The organism is Embleya sp. NPDC059237 (genome assembly GCF_042754105.1).
Classification (GTDB): Bacteria; Actinomycetota; Actinomycetes; order Streptomycetales; family Streptomycetaceae; genus Embleya.
In genome coordinates, this window is the sequence record NZ_JBHZAE010000012.1 from 99145 (window position 1) to 117237 (window position 18093).

An 18093-nucleotide genomic window follows, 5' to 3' on the forward strand; every position below is an offset into this window, starting at 1 on the left:
GAGGAGGGGGATTCTCGGATGCGTGTTGTCATCGCCGGTCAGGGATATGTGGGACTGCCGCTGGCGGTTCGGGCCGCGCAGGTGGGCCACGAGGTGGTCGGCTACGACGTCGACCGGGAGCGGGTCAAGCGGCTGGCGGCGGGTGAGTCCTACGTCGAGGACATCCCCGCCGCCGAGGTACGCGCGATCTCGGACGCGGGCCGCTACCGCGCCACGAGCGAGCCGAGGGATCTGGGCGGCTACGACATCGCGGTGATCACCGTGCCCACGCCGCTGCGCGAGGGCGTACCGGACCTGAGCTACATCGAGGAGTGCGCCCGCACGCTCGCGCGGTATCTGCGCCCGGGCGCGTGCGTGGTGCTCGAATCGACCACCTACCCGGGCACCACGGAGGAGTTGGTCGGCCCGATCCTGGAGGAGGGCTCGGGGCTGACCGCGGGCCGCGACTTCCACCTGGGCTACAGCCCGGAGCGGATCGACCCGGGCAATCCGACCTGGAACCTGGTCAACACCCCGAAGGTGGTCTCGGGGGTGGACGCCGCCTCGCTCGCGGTGGTGGAGGGCTTCTACGGCTCGCTGGTCGAGCGGGTGGTGCCGGTGTCCTCGCCCAAGGAGGCCGAACTGGTCAAGCTGATCGAGAACACCTTCCGGCACGTGAACATCGCGCTCGTCAACGAGGTCGCGATGTTCGCCCACGACCTGGGCATCGACGTGTGGGAGGCGATCGACGCCTGCTCCACCAAGCCGTTCGGGTTCCTGCGCTTCACCCCGGGTCCCGGGGTCGGCGGGCACTGCCTGCCGATCGACCCGTCGTACCTGTCCTGGCGGGTGCAGCGTGCGCTGGGACAGAGCTTTCGTTTCGTGGAGTTGGCCAACGACGTCAACAACCACATGCCCGACTACGTGATCCGCCGACTCACCGCGGCGTTCAACGCCCGGCGGCGCTCGGTCAACGGCTCGCACGTGTTGTTGGTGGGGCTCGCGTACAAGAAGAACACCGGCGACGCCCGGGAGTCGCCGTCGACGCACGTGGCCCGGCTGCTGCTGAACCTGGGCGCCGAGGTCAGCGCCGCGGATCCGCACGTGGAGCAGTCCCAGGTGGTGGACGCGCGGTTGCGGCGGGTGGAGTTGACGCCGGAGACGGTCGCCGCGGCCGACGCGGTCGTCCTGCTCGTCGACCACGACGACGTGGACCCGGAGTTGTTGCGCACCGCCGACTACGTGCTCGACTGCCGTCGGGTGCTCGGCGCGGGGCCCAACATCGAGGTGCTGTAGCGGTGTTGCAGGCGGTGTCGTAGGCCCGTCGCGGCCGGCGCGCGGTGGTCGGGGGTGTCGACCACCGCGCGCCGCTCCGGCCCGTCCCGGGCCCCTGCGGCCCGTTCGCGTCGCTCCCCCTGCCCCTACTTGTATTCGATGATCTTCGTCTTGTGCCCGGTGGCCTTGGTGTGCGCCTTGGCCGCCACCTGTGCCGCGTCCTTCGACCGGTACCGCTGGCGGGCGCCGTCCGACTTCGACGGACAACCGCCTTCTTGGCAGAGCCATCCCCAGGTACTCATGGACAACCTCCAGACATCACAGGCGCCACTCGCGTCCCGACCGAGGACGCGAATGACTTGGACGGCCACACCGCAGCACCTGTGGCCGCCGTGCGACCGACACTCGACACGTCATGACACGCTCGTGACGGAACCCGGACGTTCCGGAGAAAAACGTTTTCCTTTTGAATGCTTACCGCTTCGCTATCGACATACAAAGGATGCAATACCGCGATCAATGATCTTTTCTGCCTATTACGACGAAAGAGTGATACGAGATAGCTCGCCGGGGTGACGACGCGCAAGGAGCGGCGGTCGATGGCCGATAAGCGCGACACGTTATGTCAACCGGATCGCCTCGAACGCATGTCTTCGGCCCCGGCGGCGAATGTCACGGATTCGGGACATGCGGACCGGCACGATCGACGGCCGCGAGCGGACCGGGCTCGGCGGCCGGGCCGACGCGCAGCGGCACCGTCCCGCCCGAGACGCACTCCCCGGTGTCCAACCGCCACTTCCAGTGGTGTCGGGGGCACTCCAGCACCCCCGCCTCGATGTCCGCGTGCGACAGGTCCTCGCCGGCGTGCGGGCAAAAGCGCTGCATCCGCACCCCGCACCGCTCGATCGACTCGCCGTGCGCGGCCGATTCGCGTTCGCGGACCATCTGCATGGTCTGCGCCGGGTGTTCGCCGTAGCGCAGCAGGCTCATCAGGGTCAGGTCGAACACGTCCGGATCGCGGGCCAGGCCGAGCCGCATGGACAGCAGTGCCTCCTCCCAGCCCACCTCGCCGTCCACGATCGCGCGCAGCGCCCGCTGCGGCACCTCGATCGTGTAGGCGGGGTCGACCGGTTCGTCCTCGAACACGATGTCGCCCGCGATCCGGCCCAGCCGCACCGACCACGAACCGCCGTCCGAGGTCAGCCGCACGTCCTTGCGCCACGCGCCGAGGAAACGCCTGTTCCAGCTCTGCAACCGGGCGAAATAGGCGTCCAGTTCGGCCGGCGTCACCGGCTCGAAGGGCGGCTCGGCGTACGCCCGCCACTCCCGCTCGCGGCGGTCCCGATAGGCGCTCAGATAGGCGTCGGTGCGCCAGTGCGCCACCGGGCCGGTCGGCGCCGCGAGGTCGTCGCCGGGCGCCGCCTCGATCACCCGCACTCTCGGGCAGGCCGCCGCGAAGTCGGCCGCGAACGCCTCCCACAGCGGGAAGATGGTCTCGTCGCGGTCGTTGTACCGGGCCAGTTCCGGGTCCAGGAACACCGGTGGGCCGGCCGAGGGCAGATAGGACCGCGCGCCGGTCAGCCGGACCTTGCGCACCAGCGTGTCGAACAGGTCCGAGCGCACCTCCGCGGTCTTCTTGCGCTGCACCTCCTCGGGGTACGCGTAGGCGTTCGGATACCACATCGCGCCGGAGAACTGCGCGGACAACAGGTCGATCCCGTCCGGGAGTTCACCGAGCGGGGTGTTGCAGTCGTTGAGGTCGAGGAAGCGGTATCCGTCGAGGTCGACGAGCAGTCCGCTGTCCTCCTTGTGGCTGGTGTCGAGGAACATCGTCAGGGTCAGCCCGGGCACGGGCGTGAACGACTCGCGGTGGCCGAGCACCACCTGCTTCCCGAACCCGAGCGCGGTCATCCGCCGGACCAGCGACTTGGACCGGTAGCGGGGCAGCACCACGGTGACACCCCGGTCCAGCCGGTCGAGCAGCCGCTCGTCGAAGTGGTCCTCGTGCAGGTGCGAGAGGTAGAGGAAGTCGGGCCGGGCGGCCACCACCTCCGGCAGCAGTTCGCGGTTGTCCGGAAAGGGGAACCACGAGCCGAGGAACGCGGGATGGAACCACGGGTCGATCAGCAGCGAGACCCCGGCGTGCGCGACCACGAAGCCCGCGTGGCCGAGATAGCAAATCGCGCCGGGCGCCGGCGGGTCGGGCCTCGGGGCGACCGGCCGCGCCCGGCGGCGCTCGGACCCGGGCGTCACAGCCGGCTCAGCGCTCCCGCGAGCACCTCCGCGACACGCTCCTGCTGCCCGGCGGTCAGCTGCGGGTACAGCGGCAGCGAGAGCAGTTCCTCGGCGGCCCGCTCGGCGACCGGGAAGTCGCCCCGGGCATGGCCGAGTTCGGCGAACGCGGGTTGCAAGTGCACCGGCACCGGATAGTGCACGCCGGCGCCGACGCCCGCCTCGTTCAGCAGCGCGAGCACCTTGTCCCGCTCGGGCACCCGGACCGCGTACAGGTGCCACACGTGCTCGTTCCCGGGCGCGGTCCGGGGCAGCCGTACGCCCTCGATGCCGGCCAGGAGCGTGTCGTAGCGCGCCGCCGCCGCCCGCCGACGCACGTTCCAGTCGGCGAGCCGGCGCAACTTCGCGCGCAGCACCACGGCCTGGATGGTGTCCAGGCGCGAGTTGAACCCGAGCCGGGTGTGCACGTACTTGCGCGAGGAACCGTGATCGCGCAACTCGCGCAGTATTCGGGCGTGTTCCTCGTTGCCGGTGCACACCGCGCCGCCGTCGCCGTACGCGCCCAGGTTCTTGCCCGGGTAGAAGCTGGTGGCCGCGATCGCGTCCGGACCCCACGCCCCGGGGGCCACGCCGTCCTGGGTGGCGCCCTGGCACTGCGCGGCGTCCTCGACCAGGAACGCCCCGCGCGCCGCGGCCAGCGCCCGCAGCGCGCCCATCGGGGCCAGTTGCCCGTTCAGGTGCACCGGCAGCAGGGCCCGCGGGCCCGACGAGTCGCCCAGCGCCTCGGCGGCCCGCTGCGGGTCGAGCAGGAGGTGGTCCTCGTCCACGTCGGCCAACACCGGCCGCGCGCCCGCCCGGACCACCGCCTCCGCGGTCGCCACGAACGTGTTGGCGGGCAGCACCACCCCCTCGCCCGCGCCGACCCCCAGCACCCGCAGCGCCAGTTCCACCGCGTCGGTGCCGTTGGCCACGCCCACACAGTGCGCGGCGCCGGTGAACGCGGCGAACTCGGCCTCGAACTCCGCCACATCGGGCCCGCCCACGAACGCGCAGGTGTCCAGGACCCGGGCGATGCCGGCTGCCACCTCGGTCGCCACCTCGGCGTGCGCGGCGGCCAGATCCACCAGCGGGATCCGGCTCGGCTCAGCACTCATGCGTGTCTCCCCCACCTCGTCGCTCCGATTCGGCGAGGTCCGGCGCCGCGCGCAGTCGGCGCGCCGGCACCCCCGCCCACACCTCGGCCGGCGGCACGTCCCGCGTCACGACCGAGCCCATCCCCACCAGCGATCGGGCGCCGATCACCCGGTGCTCGCGCACCAGCGCACCGGCCCCCAGGTACGCCTCCCGGCCCACCGAGACCCCGCCCGCCAGCCGCACTCCCGCGGCCAGCGTGGCGAACTCGCCCACGTCGTCGTCGTGGGTCAACACCACCTGCGGCATGGTGTGCGCGTGTGCGCCGACCCGGACCCCGGTGGTCAACACCGTCTGCGCCATCAGCACCACGCCGGGGCCGACCTCGCAGGTCCGCGGGACCACCGCGCTCACGTGCACCAGGGTCGCCCAGCGCTCCGCCGGCAGCCCGAGCCGGGCCACCACCCGCGACCGGCTCCACCAGTGCGCAGGGCTGCCGGTGCACACCACCACGAGGGCGTCGGGCCACTTGTGCACCACGTCGGCCCCGCCGAGCACCGGCACGCCGTCCACCTCGGTGTCCTGCCGGGCCGGGTCGTCGTCCAGGAACCCGAGCAGCCGCCAACCCGAACTCCCGCGCGGGGCCCGGAAGTCCGGCAGTGCGGCGGCCACCTCCCGGGCGAACCCCCCGGCGCCGACGAGGAGCAGATCGCGAAAGGACACTAGACCGCCGCCCGCACGCCCGCCGCCGCCCGCACCGCGGCGACCACTCGGTCCTGCTGCGCCTCGGTCAGCTCGTGGAACAGCGGCAGAATCAGCGAGTCGCGGGTCAGCCGCTCGGTGACGGGCAGCGGTACGTGCTCGACGTCGGCGTAGGCCGGCTCCAGGTGCGCGGCCATGATCCCGCGTCGGGCGGAGATGCCGGCCCGGGCCAGCTCGCCGAGCAGTTCGTCGCGCGACATCGGGAAGTCCTCGGGCAGCAGCACCCAGAACGCCTGGAAGTTGGTCAGCCCGTACGCGGGATCCGCGGCCGTCTCCAGGCCGGCCACATCGGCCAGCGACTGCCGGTATCGGGCCGCCAACTCCCGTCGCCGCTCGACCATCGCGGCGAGCCTGCCGAGCTGCACCAGACCGATCGCCGCCTGCACGTCGGTCATCCGGTAGTTGAAGCCCAGTTCGTCGTAGCTCTCCACCACCGGCGCCCCGCCCGCCCGGTCCGCCGCGTCCCGATCGGCCGCGCTCACGCTCATCCCGTGCTCGCGCAGCCGACGCAACCGGGGCGCATGGCCCGCGCGCGCCAGCGTGAGCATGCCGCCCTCGCCCGTGGTCAGCAGCTTGCGCGGGTGGAACGAGAAGGTCGCGGACATCGCCCCCGCGCCGACCGGCCGGCCCTTGTAGGTCGAACCCGCCGCACAGGCCGCGTCCTCCACCACCACGATGCCCCGGCGGTCCACCAGGGCCCGCACCGCGTCCAGGTCGGCCGGGATGCCGCCCTGGTCGACCAGGATCACCGCCCGCGTGGCCGAGGTCAGCACCGGCTCGATCGTCTCCGGCGTCAGGTTGCCGGTGGCCCGCTCGACGTCGGCGAATACCGGGCGCGCGCCCACGTAGCGCACCGCGTTGGCGGTGGCCACGAAGGACAACGACGGCACCACCACCTCGTCACCCGGCCCCACCCCGGCGTTGATCAGCGCCAGGTGCAGCGCGGTGGTGCACGAGGACACCGCGATCGCCTCCGGCACCCCCAGCCGGTCCGCGAAGGCCCGCTCGAAGGCCGCCACCCGAGGCCCCTGGGCCACCCACCCGGAGCGCACCGCGTCGGCCGCCGCGGCCGCCTCCTCGTCGCCCATCCAGGGCCGCATCACCGGAATTCGTTCCATGCCCATCGTGTCCTCCCCCAGCCCCGTCCGCGCCGAACCCTTGACCCAGCTCCGCGTCCGCACGCCCGAGCCGCACCGAACTCCCCCGGTGCGCCCATCGGTTCAGACCGCGTCCCGCCACCACGCCACCAGTCGGCGCAGCCCCTCGTCGATGTCCACCTCGGCGGTGAAGCCCAACTCCCGTGCGGCCTTGGTGGTATCGGCCAGCCGTCGGGTCACCCCGCCGCTGGCCCGGGCCGGCCCGTACTCGATGCCCAGGTGCTCGGCGCCCATCACCGCCAGCAGCCGCTCGGCCAGCGAGCCCAGCGAAGTCTCGCTCCCGGACGCGATGTTGAACACCTCACCGCTCGCGTCCGCCCGCGCGGCCAGGAGATTGGCGCGCGCGATGTCGTCGGTGTACACGAAGTCCATCGTCTGCAGGCCGTCGCCGAGGATCAACGGGGGTTCCCCCTTGCCGATCCGCTCCATCCAGCGGATCAACACCTCGGTGTACAGGCCGTGTACGTCCATCCGCGGGCCGTAGACGTTGAAGTAGCGCAGCGCCACGTAGTCCAGGCCGTACATCGCCCGGAAGCTGCGCAGCAGGCCCTCGTTGAACAGCTTGGCCGCGCCGTAGAGCGTGTCGTTCTCGTACGGGTGGTGCAGCTCGGTGGTCGGGAAGTGCTCGGCCAGCCCGTACACCGACGCGGAGGAGGACGTGACCACCTTGCGCACGTCGGCCGCGACCGCCGCCTCCATCACGTCGTAGGTGCCGTCCACCAGCACTTCCAGGGCGAGCCGGGGCTCCTCGACACACTGCGTGATCCGGATCGCGGCGAGGTGGAACAGTACGTCGACACCCGGCGTCAGCCGGGCCAGCAGCGCCCGGTCGCGGATGTCGCCGTCCACCAACTCGACCCGCTCGTCGGCCAACGCCCGGGCCAGATTGCCCCGGTGACCCCGGGTCAGGTTGTCGAGCACGACCACCTTCGCCGCGCCCTCGTCGAGCAGGCGGTCCACGATGGTGGATCCGATGGTCCCGGCCCCGCCGGTGACCAGGCAGTGCGATCCGGCGATCTCGACACTCGTCACGATGGTTCCCCCACGGCGACGGTGACGCCGCCCAGTTCCAGGCTGCGCGAGGCGGCCTCCAGCAGTTCCAGTACTCGCAGTCCCGCCCGCCCGTCGGTCAGCGCGGGTCGGGCCCCGCCGATCGCCTCGGCGAACTCGGCCATCACCGCGCGCAGCGCCTCGCGTTCGGGCAGCGCCGGCAACACCACGTCGCCCATCCGGTAGGAGATCAGCTTCTCCCGGCGGGCGTCGTGGTCGAGCGCGGTGTCCTCGATCCGGTCGACCCCCTTGTCGTGCACCTGGAGCCGGGCCGCCGGGTTGGTGTCGTCCCACACCAGCGTGCGCCGCGAGCCGCCGATGATGGTGGTGCGGACCTTGGTCGGCGAGAGCCAGTTGACGTGCACGTGCGCGATGGCGCCGTTGCTCAGCCGCAGCACGAGGTAGGCCAGACAGGCCCGGCCGGTGCCCAGCGGGTCCGCGCCGTGCGCGGACACCGACACCGGGCGCACCCCCGGCGGCAGGATGAAGTCGAGGATGGACAGGTCGTGGGGCGCGAGGTCCCACAACACGTCCACGTCGGGCTGCACCAGGCCGAGGTTGATCCGGACCGAGTCGAAGAAGCGGATGTCGCCCAACTCGCCGCCGTGGATCGACTCGCGGATGTGCCGGACCACCGGCATGTAGCAGAACGTGTGATCGCACATCAGGGTCAGCCCGGTGCGCTCGGCCAGTTCGACCAGCTTGACCGCCTCGGCGTACGCGGCCGTGATCGGCTTCTCGACCAGGACGTGTTTGCCCGCCTCGAGCGCCGCCGCGACCAGTTCGAAGTGCGTCGCGGCCGGCGTCGCGATGGCGACGGCCTGTACGGCCGGGTCCGCGAGCACGTCCCGATACGACGCGCTCACCCGGACCGTGCTGTACTCGCCCAGGACCGCTCTGGCCCGTGCCTCGTCGAGGTCGCACAACCACTCCACCCGCAGCGCCGGCGTGGCCTGCGCGTTGCGGATCAGATTGGGCCCCCAGTAGCCGGCCCCGATGACGGCCAGCCCGATGGGCCGACCGGATCCGGAACCAGACCCGGAATTCGACATGACGGAACGTCAACTCCCCTGCACCCCCCGGCCGCACGGGCCCAGCCGCCGCACGGCACCCCCACCCGAACGAAGCTAGCGCCCGATCCGGCCCGGCGCCGGTCAACCGGGAAATCCGCGGGGGTCGGACCGGCCTGCGAAGATCCTTGGCGGAGTCCCGGTTGCACGTGACGCCGAGGCGTTTGGCACGCTGTTGCACGCACAGTCACCGATCCGGGCGCCGGCACGATCCCAGCATCGACACAAGCGGCCCGCCCGGCAAGCAGCACATGAACGAGAAGGGAACGCCACGTGGCCGCGGGTACCCCGACGACGACACTGGCGAAGGAACGTACGGCGGAAGTGGATCCGACGATCGAACCGGCCCCCGAGACCCCGGAGCGGGGCACACCGCGGGGGACGCGCGAGAGCATCCTCCCGGCCGTGGCCGCCGCGCTGATCATCGGCAAGCGGATCAGCACCCGGGCGGGCGCCAAGGGCGATACCGTGCCGAACCCGCATCCGCTGGTCCGGGACTTCCTGCTGGCGCTGCCGCCCGAATCGCGCGAGCGCTGGCGGGGCCGCTGCCCCGAGGTCGAACTGGTCTCCGAGCACCTCTTCGAGGCCGAGGCGGCGCGCAGCAAACGGGCGGCCCGGCGGCCGTTCACCGTGCAGGAGGCGCGCCGCTCGCTCAAGGGGGCCAAGCTGACGCTGCGCCGGATCCGCGAGGACGGCGACCCGCAGCACGACACCTACCAGCCGCCGTGCCGATCCTGCGCGCCGATGCTCGACCACTTCGGCGTCACACCGACGGAAAGCGGCTGACGTGTCCCGGTTCTCCTCCGACGTGGTGCACGAACTCAAGCGGGCCGGCTGGACCGTGGGCCGGCGCCGGCTGACCCAGGCCGAGACGTGGGCCCGACAGATCAGCGACCACGAGTCGCCCGACGGGCACCGGCACAGCGTGTTCCCGGCGGCGCTGGTGGCCTGGGCCGAGTTCGGCACCCTGCACTTCGCGATCGGCGGCGCGGGCAAGGACGTCCTGCGCCGACCGTTCACCATCGATCCCACCCGGGGGCTGCACCTGCCCCGCACGCTGACCGACGTGGGCCGCGCGCTCGGCACCCCGCTGGCGCCGCTCGGCGACGAGGACGGCGGCAGCGCCTACCTGGCCATCGACCCGGGCGGTCGGGTGTTCGGCCTCGACCACACCGGCGAGTGGTTCATCGGCTCGTCGATGGACGCCGCGATCAGCACGCTGGTCCTGGGGCACGCCCCGGTACGCATCCGCGACGACGGACGCTGGTAGCCGGGGCGGGCGGGCGTATGCATGCGAAAGGGCGGCTCCCCGTGGGGGCGCCGCCCTGCGTCGTCGTGGCTCGCTCAGGTGTTGAACCGGTTCTGCGCCCGCTCCAGCCCCTCGCGGACCAGCGCCTCGCACGCGTCGGCCGCCCGGTCCACCTCGAACCCCAGCTCCTTGCGCTCGGTGGCGGAGAAGTCCCTGAGCACGAACGCCGCGACGTCCATCCGGCCCGGGGGTCGCCCGATGCCGAACCGCACCCGCAGGTAGTCGGGCCCGAGCGACTTGGTGATCGACTTCAGGCCGTTGTGCCCGTTGTCGCCACCGCCGCGCTTGAGCCGCAACACGCCGTAGTCGACGTCCAGCTCGTCGTGCACCGCGACGATGTTCGCGACCGGGATCTTGTAGAAGTCGCGCAGCGCGGTCACCGGACCGCCGGACAGGTTCATGAACGACATCGGCTTGGCCAGCACCACCCGGTGTGGGCCGATCCGGGTCTCCACCACCTGGGCGCGCGACTTGTGTGCCTTGAATTTCGACCGATCCCGCTCGGCGAGCAGGTCGACCACCATGAACCCGACGTTGTGGCGATTCCCGGCGTATTCGGGGCCGGGATTGCCGAGGCCCACGACCAGCCAGGGACTGTCGTCCGTGGTGGCGTGGGCCTGCGACTCACTCATGATGCCGTTGTCCCCGCGTTCGTTGCGCGTGTGTCGACTCAGGCCTCTTCGGCCGCGGTCTCCTCGGCGGTCGGCTCGGGCGCCGACGGGGTGAGGATGTGCAGGATGACGGCCTCGGGGTCGCCCGCGAGCGCGGTGCCCTTCGGCAGCTTGATGTCCTTGGCGTGCACCGAGGCGCCCGGCTCCAGGCCGGTCACGTCGATCTCGATGGTGCCGGGGAGGGCGGTGGCGTCGGCCTCGACGGGGAGCGCCGGGACGACGGTCTCCAGCAGGCCGCCCGGGGCGATCTCGCCGACGGTGCTGACCGGAACCTCGACCGTGACCGTCTCGCCCTTCTGGACGATCAGGAGGTCGACGTGCTCGAGGTGCCGCTTGATCGGGTGCCGCTGGACGTCCTTGGGCAGGGCGAGCTGCGCCTTGCCGTCGATGTCCAGCGAGAACAGCACGTTGGGGGTCTTGAGCGCGAGCATGAGCTCGTGGCCCGGAAGCGCAAGGTGGAGCGGAGCGGAGCCGTGACCGTAGAGGACGGCCGGCACCTTACCCGCGCGACGGGCGCGACGGGCGGCACCCTTGCCGAACTCGGAACGCGGCTCGGCGACGATACGGACCTCGGACACGACGGGTACTCCTCGAACGACGCGGTGGCGGATGGCGGGGCGGGGTCCCCATGATGCGGATCGACTGCGGACGGTGATCGCCGGAGCCGGTTCGTAGGTGCCCGAGTGGCACCGGGTCCCCTGCAAAAGCCTTGGAGGAGTACACGACACACAACTACCGCGTCGATCACGGAGCAAGTAGCGCGCATCCCTCGCCGGGCAACCCCGTTAGCCTACCCGCTCTTCTCGGTCGACCCGAAATCGGGTCGCGACAAGCACCACTCGAACGAGTGATGGCGCGCCCCCCGGTCGGGGCACGATACCGCGAAGAGCGAGCGGGCACACATACGCCGCCCGGCCGAACGGACGGGCGGCGTATGCGAGTTGGAGCAGTCGAGACTCGGCATCCCGCTAAGGTGCCGAATGTCGACAAGACCTTCGGATCAGCTGTGGCCCTCGAACAGGCTCGTGACCGAACCGTCCTCGAAGACCTCACGGATCGCGCGGCCCACCATCGGGGCGATCGACAGGATGGTCAGCTTGTCGAACCGACGCTCCTCCTCGATCGGCAGCGAGTTGGTCACGATGACCTCGCTGATCCGCGAGTTCTTCAGCCGGTCCACGGCGGGGCCGGAGAGCACCGCGTGGGTGGCGGCCACGATCACGTCGGCCGCACCGTTCTCGTACAGCGCGTCGGCGGCGGCGCAGATCGTGCCACCGGTGTCGATCATGTCGTCGACCAGCACACAGGTACGGCCGGTGACGTCACCGACCACCTCGTGCACGGTGACCTCGTTGGCGATGTTCGGGTCGCGGCGCTTGTGGATGATCGCCAGCGGGGCGCCGAGGCGGTCCGTCCACTGGTCGGCCACCCGGACCCGGCCGGCGTCCGGGGAGACCACGGTCAGCCGCTCGCGGTCCACCCGCTTGCCCACGTGGTCGGCCAGCAGCGGCAGCGCGAACAGGTGGTCCACGGGGCCGTCGAAGAAGCCCTGGATCTGCGAGGTGTGCAGGTCCACGGCCATCAGTCGGTCGGCACCCGCGGTCTTGAACAGGTCCGCCATCAGCCGCGCCGAGATCGGCTCGCGACCGCGGTGCTTCTTGTCCTGACGGGCGTAGCCGTAGAACGGGACGATGACCGTGATGCGCTTGGCGGAGGCCCGCTTGAGCGCGTCGATCATGATCAGCTGTTCCATGATCCACGTGTTGATCGGAGCCGTGTGGCTCTGGATCACGAACGCGTCGGCACCTCGTACGGAGTCCTCGAACCGTACGTAGATCTCCCCGTTGGCGAACTCGAAGGCCTTGGTGGGAACGAGGTCCGCACCGAGCTCCGAGGCCACCTCCTTCGCAAGTTCGGGGTGGGCCCTGCCCGTGAAGAGCATGAGCTTGCGCTCAGGCGTCACCTTGATCCCGCTCACAGCACCGTCTCCTTGCCATTCGCCTCGGCAGAACCGTCGTTCGGCCCGGCCGTTGTGTGCACGTCACCCGCGTCGCCCTGGCTCGACGCGAGCGCGCGTTCGGCGGCCTGCGCCGAGGCCGTACCCGCGCGTTTGCGTGCGACCCACCCGTCGATGTTGCGTTGGCGCCCCCGCGCCACCGCCATCACACCGGGTGGGACATCTTCGGTGATCGCCGATCCGGCGGCCGTGTAGGCACCGTCGCCGATCTCGATCGGGGCGACCAGCATGGTGTCGCTGCCCACGCGGACGTGGTCGCCGACCACCGTGTGGTGCTTGTTCACGCCGTCGTAGTTCACGAAGATCGTGGCCGCGCCGATGTTGGTGCCCACTCCGATGGTCGCATCCCCGACATAGGTCAGATGCGGCACCTTCGATCCCTCGCCGACCACGGCGTTCTTCATCTCCACGAAGCCGCCGGCCTTGGCCTTGGCGGCGAGGCGGGTACCGGGCCGCAGGTAGGTGTATGGCCCCACGGTCGCCTCGGGGCCGATCTCGGCCCCCTCGCTCGTGGCGTTGTACACGTGTGCCCTCGGCCCGACGACCGTATCGCGCAGCGTGCAGTTGGGCCCCACCACGGCCTCGGCGGCGATGCTGGTGACGCCGTGGAGCTGGGTGTTGGGGTGCACGACCGCGTCCGGCTCGAACGTCACGTCGACGTCGATCCAGGTGGTCGCGGGGTCGATCACGGTGACCCCGGCGCGCATCACGGCCTCGATCAGGCGGTCGTTGAACACCCGCCGCGCCTGGGCGAGCTGGACCCGGTCGTTGACGCCCAGGATCTCCCGGTGGTCCACGGCGGCCGCGGCGCCCACCCGGTGTCCGGCCTCGCGCAGCACGTGCAGCGTGTCGGTGAGGTATTCCTCGCCCTGGCTGTTGTGCGGGGTGATCTGGCCCAGCGCCTCGCGCAGCAACTTGCCGTCGAACGCGTACACGCCGGAGTTGATCTCGGCGATCGCGCGCTGCGCGGCGGTGGCGTCCTTGTGCTCGACGATCGCGGTGACGGCGCCACGCCCGTCGGGGGTGTTCTCCCGGACGATCCGGCCGTAGCCGGTCGGGTCGGGCACCACCGCGGAGAGCACGGTGACGGCGTTGCCCTCGCTCTCGTGGGTGGCGACCAGGGCGGCCAGGCTGTCCGAGGTCAGCAGCGGGGTGTCCCCGCAGGTGACCAGGACCACTCCGTCGGGTTCGCGGCTGCTCGCGGCGAGCCCGTCCAGGGCGACGCGCACGGCGTGGCCGGTGCCGTTCTGTTCCTCTTGGACGACCACCTTGGCGGCCGGGTCCAGGACGGAGAGGTAGCCGGCGACCTGGTCGCGGCCGTGGCCGACGACGACGATCAGGTCTTCGGGATCCAGTCGTCGGGCGGCCTCGACCACGTGTCCGACCATGGCCCGACCGGCCAGGGAGTGCAGGACCTTCGGAGTGGTCTTGGAGCGCATGCGGGTGCCCTCACCCGCAGCGAGTACGACGACGGCAGCCGGGCGGATGGGGCTCACAGAGCAAGGCTCCTCGGCATCGCTGGCGGGGGGATGCCCGACGACTCCGAAGGCCGACTTCGGAGATACGAAACGACGGCACGACGAAGCCGAGCCGAACAAACCGGGCCCTATGAGGATAGCGCCGTCGGCGGGAGCCTCCACGCGCCGATGCGGCCTGCACGACCGAAGGGCTCCGCTACCAGGATTTGAACCTGGACCAAGGGGACCAAAACCCCGTGTGCTGCCGAGTTACACCATAGCGGAATGAATCGGGCATTCCGCCTGAGCAGCGGGTTCATCCCGTTTTCACGGCACCCACTATGCCGGCCCCCCGGCATCCCGTGCGCGAATAACCCCCCGGAAACCGGGCCCAAGATCGCCGAAGCGCCGTCGGCATGCTCGCGGACACACCTGGAAAACGTCCTCCTCGGGGTGCGCAAGGCAAGAATGAGAAGGCGTACAGACCCCTCGCTTTCCGCTCATGACCTGCCATACTGACGGAACTTACGGCTCCGTAGGTTACGTCGCCGTAGCGTTGCCTGTCCCCGATCCGAGGGAATCCCTATGACCGTTTCCTCCTCCGGTTCCACCGGCGCCGGCGTGCTCGAAGCCGAGCGGAAGTCCGCCGACTCCGCCACCCGCGGCACGCTCGGCGGCGAGCGCAAGCACGCCGCCGAGCAGATCGCGCTGGCGCTCTTCATCGGCGTCCCGTTCCTCGCGCTGGTGGCAGCCGTGCCGGTCGCCTGGGGATGGGGGCTGTCCTGGCGCGACGTGGTGCTCGCGGTGGTGATGTACGCCATCACCGGCCACGGGATCACCATCGGGTTCCACCGCTACTTCACCCACGGGTCGTTCAAGGCCAAGCGCCCGGTCCGGATCGCGCTGGCGATCGCGGGCAACATGGCCGTACAGGGGCCGCTGGTGCGCTGGGTGGCCGACCACCGCAAGCACCACAAGTTCTCCGACAAGGAGGGCGACCCGCACTCGCCGTGGCGCTACGGCACCGGCGTCGGCGCGCTGTCCAAGGGCCTGTGGTGGGCGCACATGGGGTGGCTGTTCGACGTCGAGCAGACCTCGCAGGAAAAGTACGCGCCCGACCTGCTCAAGGACCGCGACATGATTCGCGTCTCCCGCCAGTTCCCGCTGTGGGTGGCGGTCTCGCTGGGCGCTCCCGCGCTGGTCGGCGGGCTGTGGGCGTGGTCGTGGCAGGGCGCGGTGACCGCGTTCTTCTGGGCCGGCCTGGTCCGGGTCGCGCTGCTCCACCACGTGACGTGGTCGATCAACTCGATCTGCCACGCGGCGGGCGAGCGTCCGTTCAAGTCGCGCGACCGTTCCGGCAACGTGTGGTGGCTGGCCATCCCGTCGATGGGCGAGTCCTGGCACAACCTGCACCACGCGGACCAGACCAGCGCTCGGCACGGGGTGCTGCGCGGTCAGCTCGACAGCAGCGCTCGCACGATCCGCTGGATGGAGAAGCTGGGCTGGGTCTGGGACGTGCGTTGGCCGGACCGGGAGCGGGTCGCCGCACGGCGCGCGGCATGATGGGGCAGTGACCGAGACCAGCAGGCGGAGTGCACCGCGCGGCGGCGGTCGTGTGCGCATGACCGGAAAAGAGCGCCGGGAGCAGTTGATCGACATCGGTCGAACGCTGTTCGCGGAGCGTGGCTACGACGCGACGAGTGTCGAGGAGATCGCACACAAGGCCGGTGTGTCGAAGCCGGTGGTCTACGAACACTTCGGCGGCAAGGAAGGGCTGTACGCGGTCGTCGTGGACCGCGAGACGAGCGCGCTGCTCGACGGGGTGACCGGCGCGCTGACCGGCGGCCACCCCCGGGAGCTGCTGGAGCAGGCCGCCTTCGCGCTCCTCGACTACATCGACCAGAACACCGACGGCTTTCGCATCCTGGTCCGGGACTCGCCGGTGGCCCAGTCGACGGGCACCTTCGCGTCGCTGATCAGCGACATCGCCTCGCAGGTCGAGGACGTGCTCGGCCTGGAGTTCAAGTCGCGCGGCTACGACCCGAAGCTGGCCCCGATGTACGCCCAGATGCTGGTCGGGATGGTCGCCCTGACCGGCCAGTGGTGGCTCGACGTCCGCCGCCCCAAGAAGGCCGACGTCGCGGCCCATCTGGTCAACCTGGCCTGGAACGGCCTGTCCGGCATCGAACCGAAGCCGAGACTGGTCGGCCGCCGCAGCTCGTGACCCGATCCGGGGTCTTCGGCATGTGAGACGGGGACGCCCCTGGGGCGGTCCCCGTCTCGTGCGTGCGATTGCCGTGCGGCAGATCGGGTGCCGCCGAAGATGGTGTCGCTACGAACAGTATCCCCGGCGATACCATTCGTAGCCATGCTTGTAGAGGTACGCTTCTTAGAACTGTACTTCTATAACTGCGAGGACCGGTGGACAAACCCGTCGAGATGTTCGATCGCGATCACGAGTGGTCGGCGCTGGGTCGGTTCATCACGGACACGCAGCCGGGCGCCACGCTCGGGGTGGTCTCCGGGCGTCGCCGCCAGGGCAAGACGTTTCTTCTGGACGCCGCCTGTCGGGCGGCGGGCGGGTTCTACTTCGGTGCGACCGAGGCCACCGACGTCGAATCCCTGCGCAGGATCGGCGCGGCTCTCACCGCCCATGTCCGACCTGCGAGCCCGTATCACTTCGCCGACTGGTTCGAGGCCGTCGACGTGCTCCTTGCCCTCGGCGCGGAGCGCCCCGTGCCCGTGGTCATCGACGAGTTTCCCTATCTGGCCAGGGCCAATCCGGAGTTGCCTTCCGTACTTCAGGAAGCATTTCGACCTCTGCGGGAGCAACGCACCGCGTCCCGAGCGCGAGTGCTGTTGTGCGGATCGGCCCTGTCGTTCATGGGGAAACTTCTGTCCGGCAACGCGCCGTTGCGTGGTCGTGCGGGCCTCGAACTGATCATCCGTCCACTCGACCACCGGCTCGCCGCGCGCTTTTGGGACATCAGCGATCCGCGACTGGCCATGCAGGTGAACGCGATCGTCGGAGGCACTCCGGCCTATCGGCGCGAGTTCGCGCGCGGCGACTCGCCCACCGGGCCCGAGGACTTCGACGACTGGGTCGTGCGCACGGTGCTCAATCCCGAGACGCCGCTCTTTCGCGAGGCCCGCTACCTGCTCGCCGAGGAACCCGATCTACGGGACACCGGCCTGTACCGGTCCGTCCTGGCGGCCGTCGCCGACGGCAACGGCACCCGCGGCGGGGTGGCCGGCTACCTCGAACGCAAGGCCACCGACATCTCGCACCCGATCAACGTCCTCGAGGACGCCGGACTGCTCCACCGTGACGCCGACGTCTTCCGCGACAACCGGTCCACCTACCGCATCGCCGAGCCGCTGATCGCCTTTTACCACGCCATTATGCGACCGGTGTGGGACCAGTTGGAACGCCCCGGAAGTGCCCGTCGGGTCTGGCAAGCCAGTCGCCGTCGCTTCGCGAGCAACGTCCTGGGGCCGCACTACGAGCAGGTGTGTCGCGACTGGACCCTGCACCATGCCGATCCCGACCTGATCGGCGGCCTGCCCGCGCGGGTCGGGCACGGTGTCGTGCACGACGCCAAGGCTCGGGTCGGCCACGAGGTCGACGTCGCCGTCATCGGCATCGCCGACGGCGGCAGACCACCGTTGCTCGCGATCGGCGAGGCCAAGTGGAACGACACGATCGGCATCGCGCACATCGATCGTCTCCGCGCCATTCGCGACCTCGTCCGGCAGGCCGGCCGCTACGACACGAGCGAGACTCGGCTCCTCTGTTTCAGCGGCGCCGGCTTCAACGACAAGGCCCGTGCCGCCGCCGCGGCCGACCCCGACATCCGACTCGTCGACCTCGACACGTTGTACGGCCCGACGTCGCATTGAGGTCGGCGCCGGCGTCGCGCCCTGTGGCGCGGTGACGGCCGCGGAGTTTCGGGGACTCCGCGGCCGTCGGGGGCGGGGTGGGG

The 18093-nt window shown here is 70.7% G+C and carries 17 protein-coding genes and 1 tRNA gene; 6 read left to right on the plus strand and 12 right to left on the minus strand.

What is annotated here, in order from left to right:
• The first annotated feature begins 18 nt into the window (after positions 1–18).
• Positions 19–1275: a nucleotide sugar dehydrogenase gene (locus tag ACFXKZ_RS32620; RefSeq protein WP_380005222.1), complete on the plus strand. Its 1257-nt coding sequence runs from the start codon at positions 19–21 to the stop codon at positions 1273–1275.
• A 125-nt stretch (positions 1276–1400) separates the two neighbouring features.
• On the opposite strand, the gene ACFXKZ_RS32625 is transcribed toward ACFXKZ_RS32620, so the two are convergent.
• The 7 genes from ACFXKZ_RS32625 to ACFXKZ_RS32655 form a co-directional block, all read right to left on the minus strand.
• Positions 1401–1556 (minus strand): hypothetical protein, encoded by a 156-nt coding sequence (locus ACFXKZ_RS32625; protein WP_380005224.1) that lies wholly within the window; start codon positions 1554–1556, stop codon positions 1401–1403.
• 370 nt (positions 1557–1926) lie between these two features.
• On the minus strand, positions 1927–3507 hold the full coding sequence (locus tag ACFXKZ_RS32630; protein ID WP_380005227.1) for an MBL fold metallo-hydrolase: 1581 nt from the start codon (positions 3505–3507) through the stop codon (positions 1927–1929).
• Positions 3504–4640: a DegT/DnrJ/EryC1/StrS family aminotransferase gene (locus ACFXKZ_RS32635; RefSeq protein WP_380005229.1), complete on the minus strand. Its 1137-nt coding sequence runs from the start codon at positions 4638–4640 to the stop codon at positions 3504–3506. The genes ACFXKZ_RS32630 and ACFXKZ_RS32635 overlap by 4 nt, the downstream gene beginning before the upstream one ends.
• On the minus strand, positions 4630–5340 hold the full coding sequence (locus ACFXKZ_RS32640; RefSeq protein ID WP_380005231.1) for an acetyltransferase: 711 nt from the start codon (positions 5338–5340) through the stop codon (positions 4630–4632). Before ACFXKZ_RS32640 ends, ACFXKZ_RS32635 begins: the two co-directional genes overlap by 11 nt.
• Entirely contained in the window at positions 5340–6503 is a 1164-nt protein-coding gene (locus tag ACFXKZ_RS32645; RefSeq protein ID WP_380005233.1) for a DegT/DnrJ/EryC1/StrS family aminotransferase, read from the minus strand. The genes ACFXKZ_RS32640 and ACFXKZ_RS32645 overlap by 1 nt, the downstream gene beginning before the upstream one ends.
• Before the next feature lie 96 nt (positions 6504–6599).
• On the minus strand, positions 6600–7568 hold the full coding sequence (locus tag ACFXKZ_RS32650) for an SDR family NAD(P)-dependent oxidoreductase (RefSeq protein WP_380005235.1): 969 nt from the start codon (positions 7566–7568) through the stop codon (positions 6600–6602).
• Positions 7565–8638: a Gfo/Idh/MocA family protein gene (locus ACFXKZ_RS32655; protein ID WP_380005237.1), complete on the minus strand. Its 1074-nt coding sequence runs from the start codon at positions 8636–8638 to the stop codon at positions 7565–7567. The genes ACFXKZ_RS32650 and ACFXKZ_RS32655 overlap by 4 nt, the downstream gene beginning before the upstream one ends.
• Before the next feature lie 291 nt (positions 8639–8929).
• On the opposite strand from ACFXKZ_RS32655, the gene ACFXKZ_RS32660 reads away from it, so the two are divergent.
• Both ACFXKZ_RS32660 and ACFXKZ_RS32665 read left to right on the plus strand, forming a co-directional pair.
• Complete coding sequence (locus ACFXKZ_RS32660) at positions 8930–9442, plus strand: YwqJ-related putative deaminase (RefSeq protein ID WP_380005239.1); 513 nt, start codon at positions 8930–8932, stop codon at positions 9440–9442.
• 1 nt (position 9443) lies between these two features.
• Positions 9444–9926, plus strand: a complete 483-nt coding sequence (locus ACFXKZ_RS32665; protein WP_126637512.1) for an SUKH-3 domain-containing protein — start codon at positions 9444–9446, stop codon at positions 9924–9926.
• A gap of 74 nt (positions 9927–10000) precedes the next feature.
• Here the strand turns inward: ACFXKZ_RS32665 and pth are convergent, their stop codons facing one another.
• The 5 genes from pth to ACFXKZ_RS32690 all read right to left on the minus strand — a co-directional run bounded on the left by pth (position 10001) and on the right by ACFXKZ_RS32690 (position 14395).
• On the minus strand, positions 10001–10597 hold the full coding sequence (gene pth / locus ACFXKZ_RS32670) for an aminoacyl-tRNA hydrolase (RefSeq protein WP_380005242.1): 597 nt from the start codon (positions 10595–10597) through the stop codon (positions 10001–10003).
• 38 nt (positions 10598–10635) lie between these two features.
• Positions 10636–11214, minus strand: coding sequence for a 50S ribosomal protein L25/general stress protein Ctc (locus ACFXKZ_RS32675; protein ID WP_078975636.1), 579 nt, complete (start codon positions 11212–11214; stop codon positions 10636–10638).
• Between the two features lie 422 nt (positions 11215–11636).
• Entirely contained in the window at positions 11637–12614 is a 978-nt protein-coding gene (locus ACFXKZ_RS32680) for a ribose-phosphate diphosphokinase (protein WP_380005244.1), read from the minus strand.
• Positions 12611–14149: a bifunctional UDP-N-acetylglucosamine diphosphorylase/glucosamine-1-phosphate N-acetyltransferase GlmU gene (gene glmU / locus ACFXKZ_RS32685; protein ID WP_380005246.1), complete on the minus strand. Its 1539-nt coding sequence runs from the start codon at positions 14147–14149 to the stop codon at positions 12611–12613. The genes ACFXKZ_RS32680 and glmU overlap by 4 nt, the downstream gene beginning before the upstream one ends.
• 173 nt (positions 14150–14322) lie before the next feature.
• Positions 14323–14395, minus strand: a tRNA-Gln gene (locus ACFXKZ_RS32690).
• Between the two features lie 300 nt (positions 14396–14695).
• On the opposite strand from ACFXKZ_RS32690, the gene ACFXKZ_RS32695 reads away from it, so the two are divergent.
• The 3 genes from ACFXKZ_RS32695 (at position 14696) to ACFXKZ_RS32705 (ending at position 18010) form a co-directional block, all read left to right on the plus strand.
• Positions 14696–15673, plus strand: coding sequence for an acyl-CoA desaturase (locus ACFXKZ_RS32695; RefSeq protein ID WP_380005248.1), 978 nt, complete (start codon positions 14696–14698; stop codon positions 15671–15673).
• 58 nt (positions 15674–15731) lie between these two features.
• Complete coding sequence (locus ACFXKZ_RS32700) at positions 15732–16334, plus strand: TetR/AcrR family transcriptional regulator (RefSeq protein WP_101897050.1); 603 nt, start codon at positions 15732–15734, stop codon at positions 16332–16334.
• Between the two features lie 197 nt (positions 16335–16531).
• Positions 16532–18010, plus strand: a complete 1479-nt coding sequence (locus ACFXKZ_RS32705; RefSeq protein WP_380005252.1) for an ATP-binding protein — start codon at positions 16532–16534, stop codon at positions 18008–18010.
• Positions 18011–18093 lie beyond the last annotated feature (83 nt).

Excerpts from the sequence above, each read along its gene's own strand:
- ACFXKZ_RS32645 (WP_380005233.1), bottom strand. The coding sequence starts at position 6,503 with ATGGGCATGGAACGAATTCCGGTGATGCGGCCCTGGATGGGCGACGAG.
- ACFXKZ_RS32700 (WP_101897050.1), top strand. The coding sequence starts at position 15,732 with ATGACCGGAAAAGAGCGCCGGGAGCAGTTGATCGACATCGGTCGAACG.
- ACFXKZ_RS32655 (WP_380005237.1), bottom strand. The coding sequence starts at position 8,638 with ATGTCGAATTCCGGGTCTGGTTCCGGATCCGGTCGGCCCATCGGGCTG.
- ACFXKZ_RS32635 (WP_380005229.1), bottom strand. The coding sequence starts at position 4,640 with ATGAGTGCTGAGCCGAGCCGGATCCCGCTGGTGGATCTGGCCGCCGCG.
- ACFXKZ_RS32625 (WP_380005224.1), bottom strand. The coding sequence starts at position 1,556 with ATGAGTACCTGGGGATGGCTCTGCCAAGAAGGCGGTTGTCCGTCGAAG.
- pth (WP_380005242.1), bottom strand. The coding sequence starts at position 10,597 with ATGAGTGAGTCGCAGGCCCACGCCACCACGGACGACAGTCCCTGGCTG.
- ACFXKZ_RS32620 (WP_380005222.1), top strand. The coding sequence starts at position 19 with ATGCGTGTTGTCATCGCCGGTCAGGGATATGTGGGACTGCCGCTGGCG.
- ACFXKZ_RS32695 (WP_380005248.1), top strand. The coding sequence starts at position 14,696 with ATGACCGTTTCCTCCTCCGGTTCCACCGGCGCCGGCGTGCTCGAAGCC.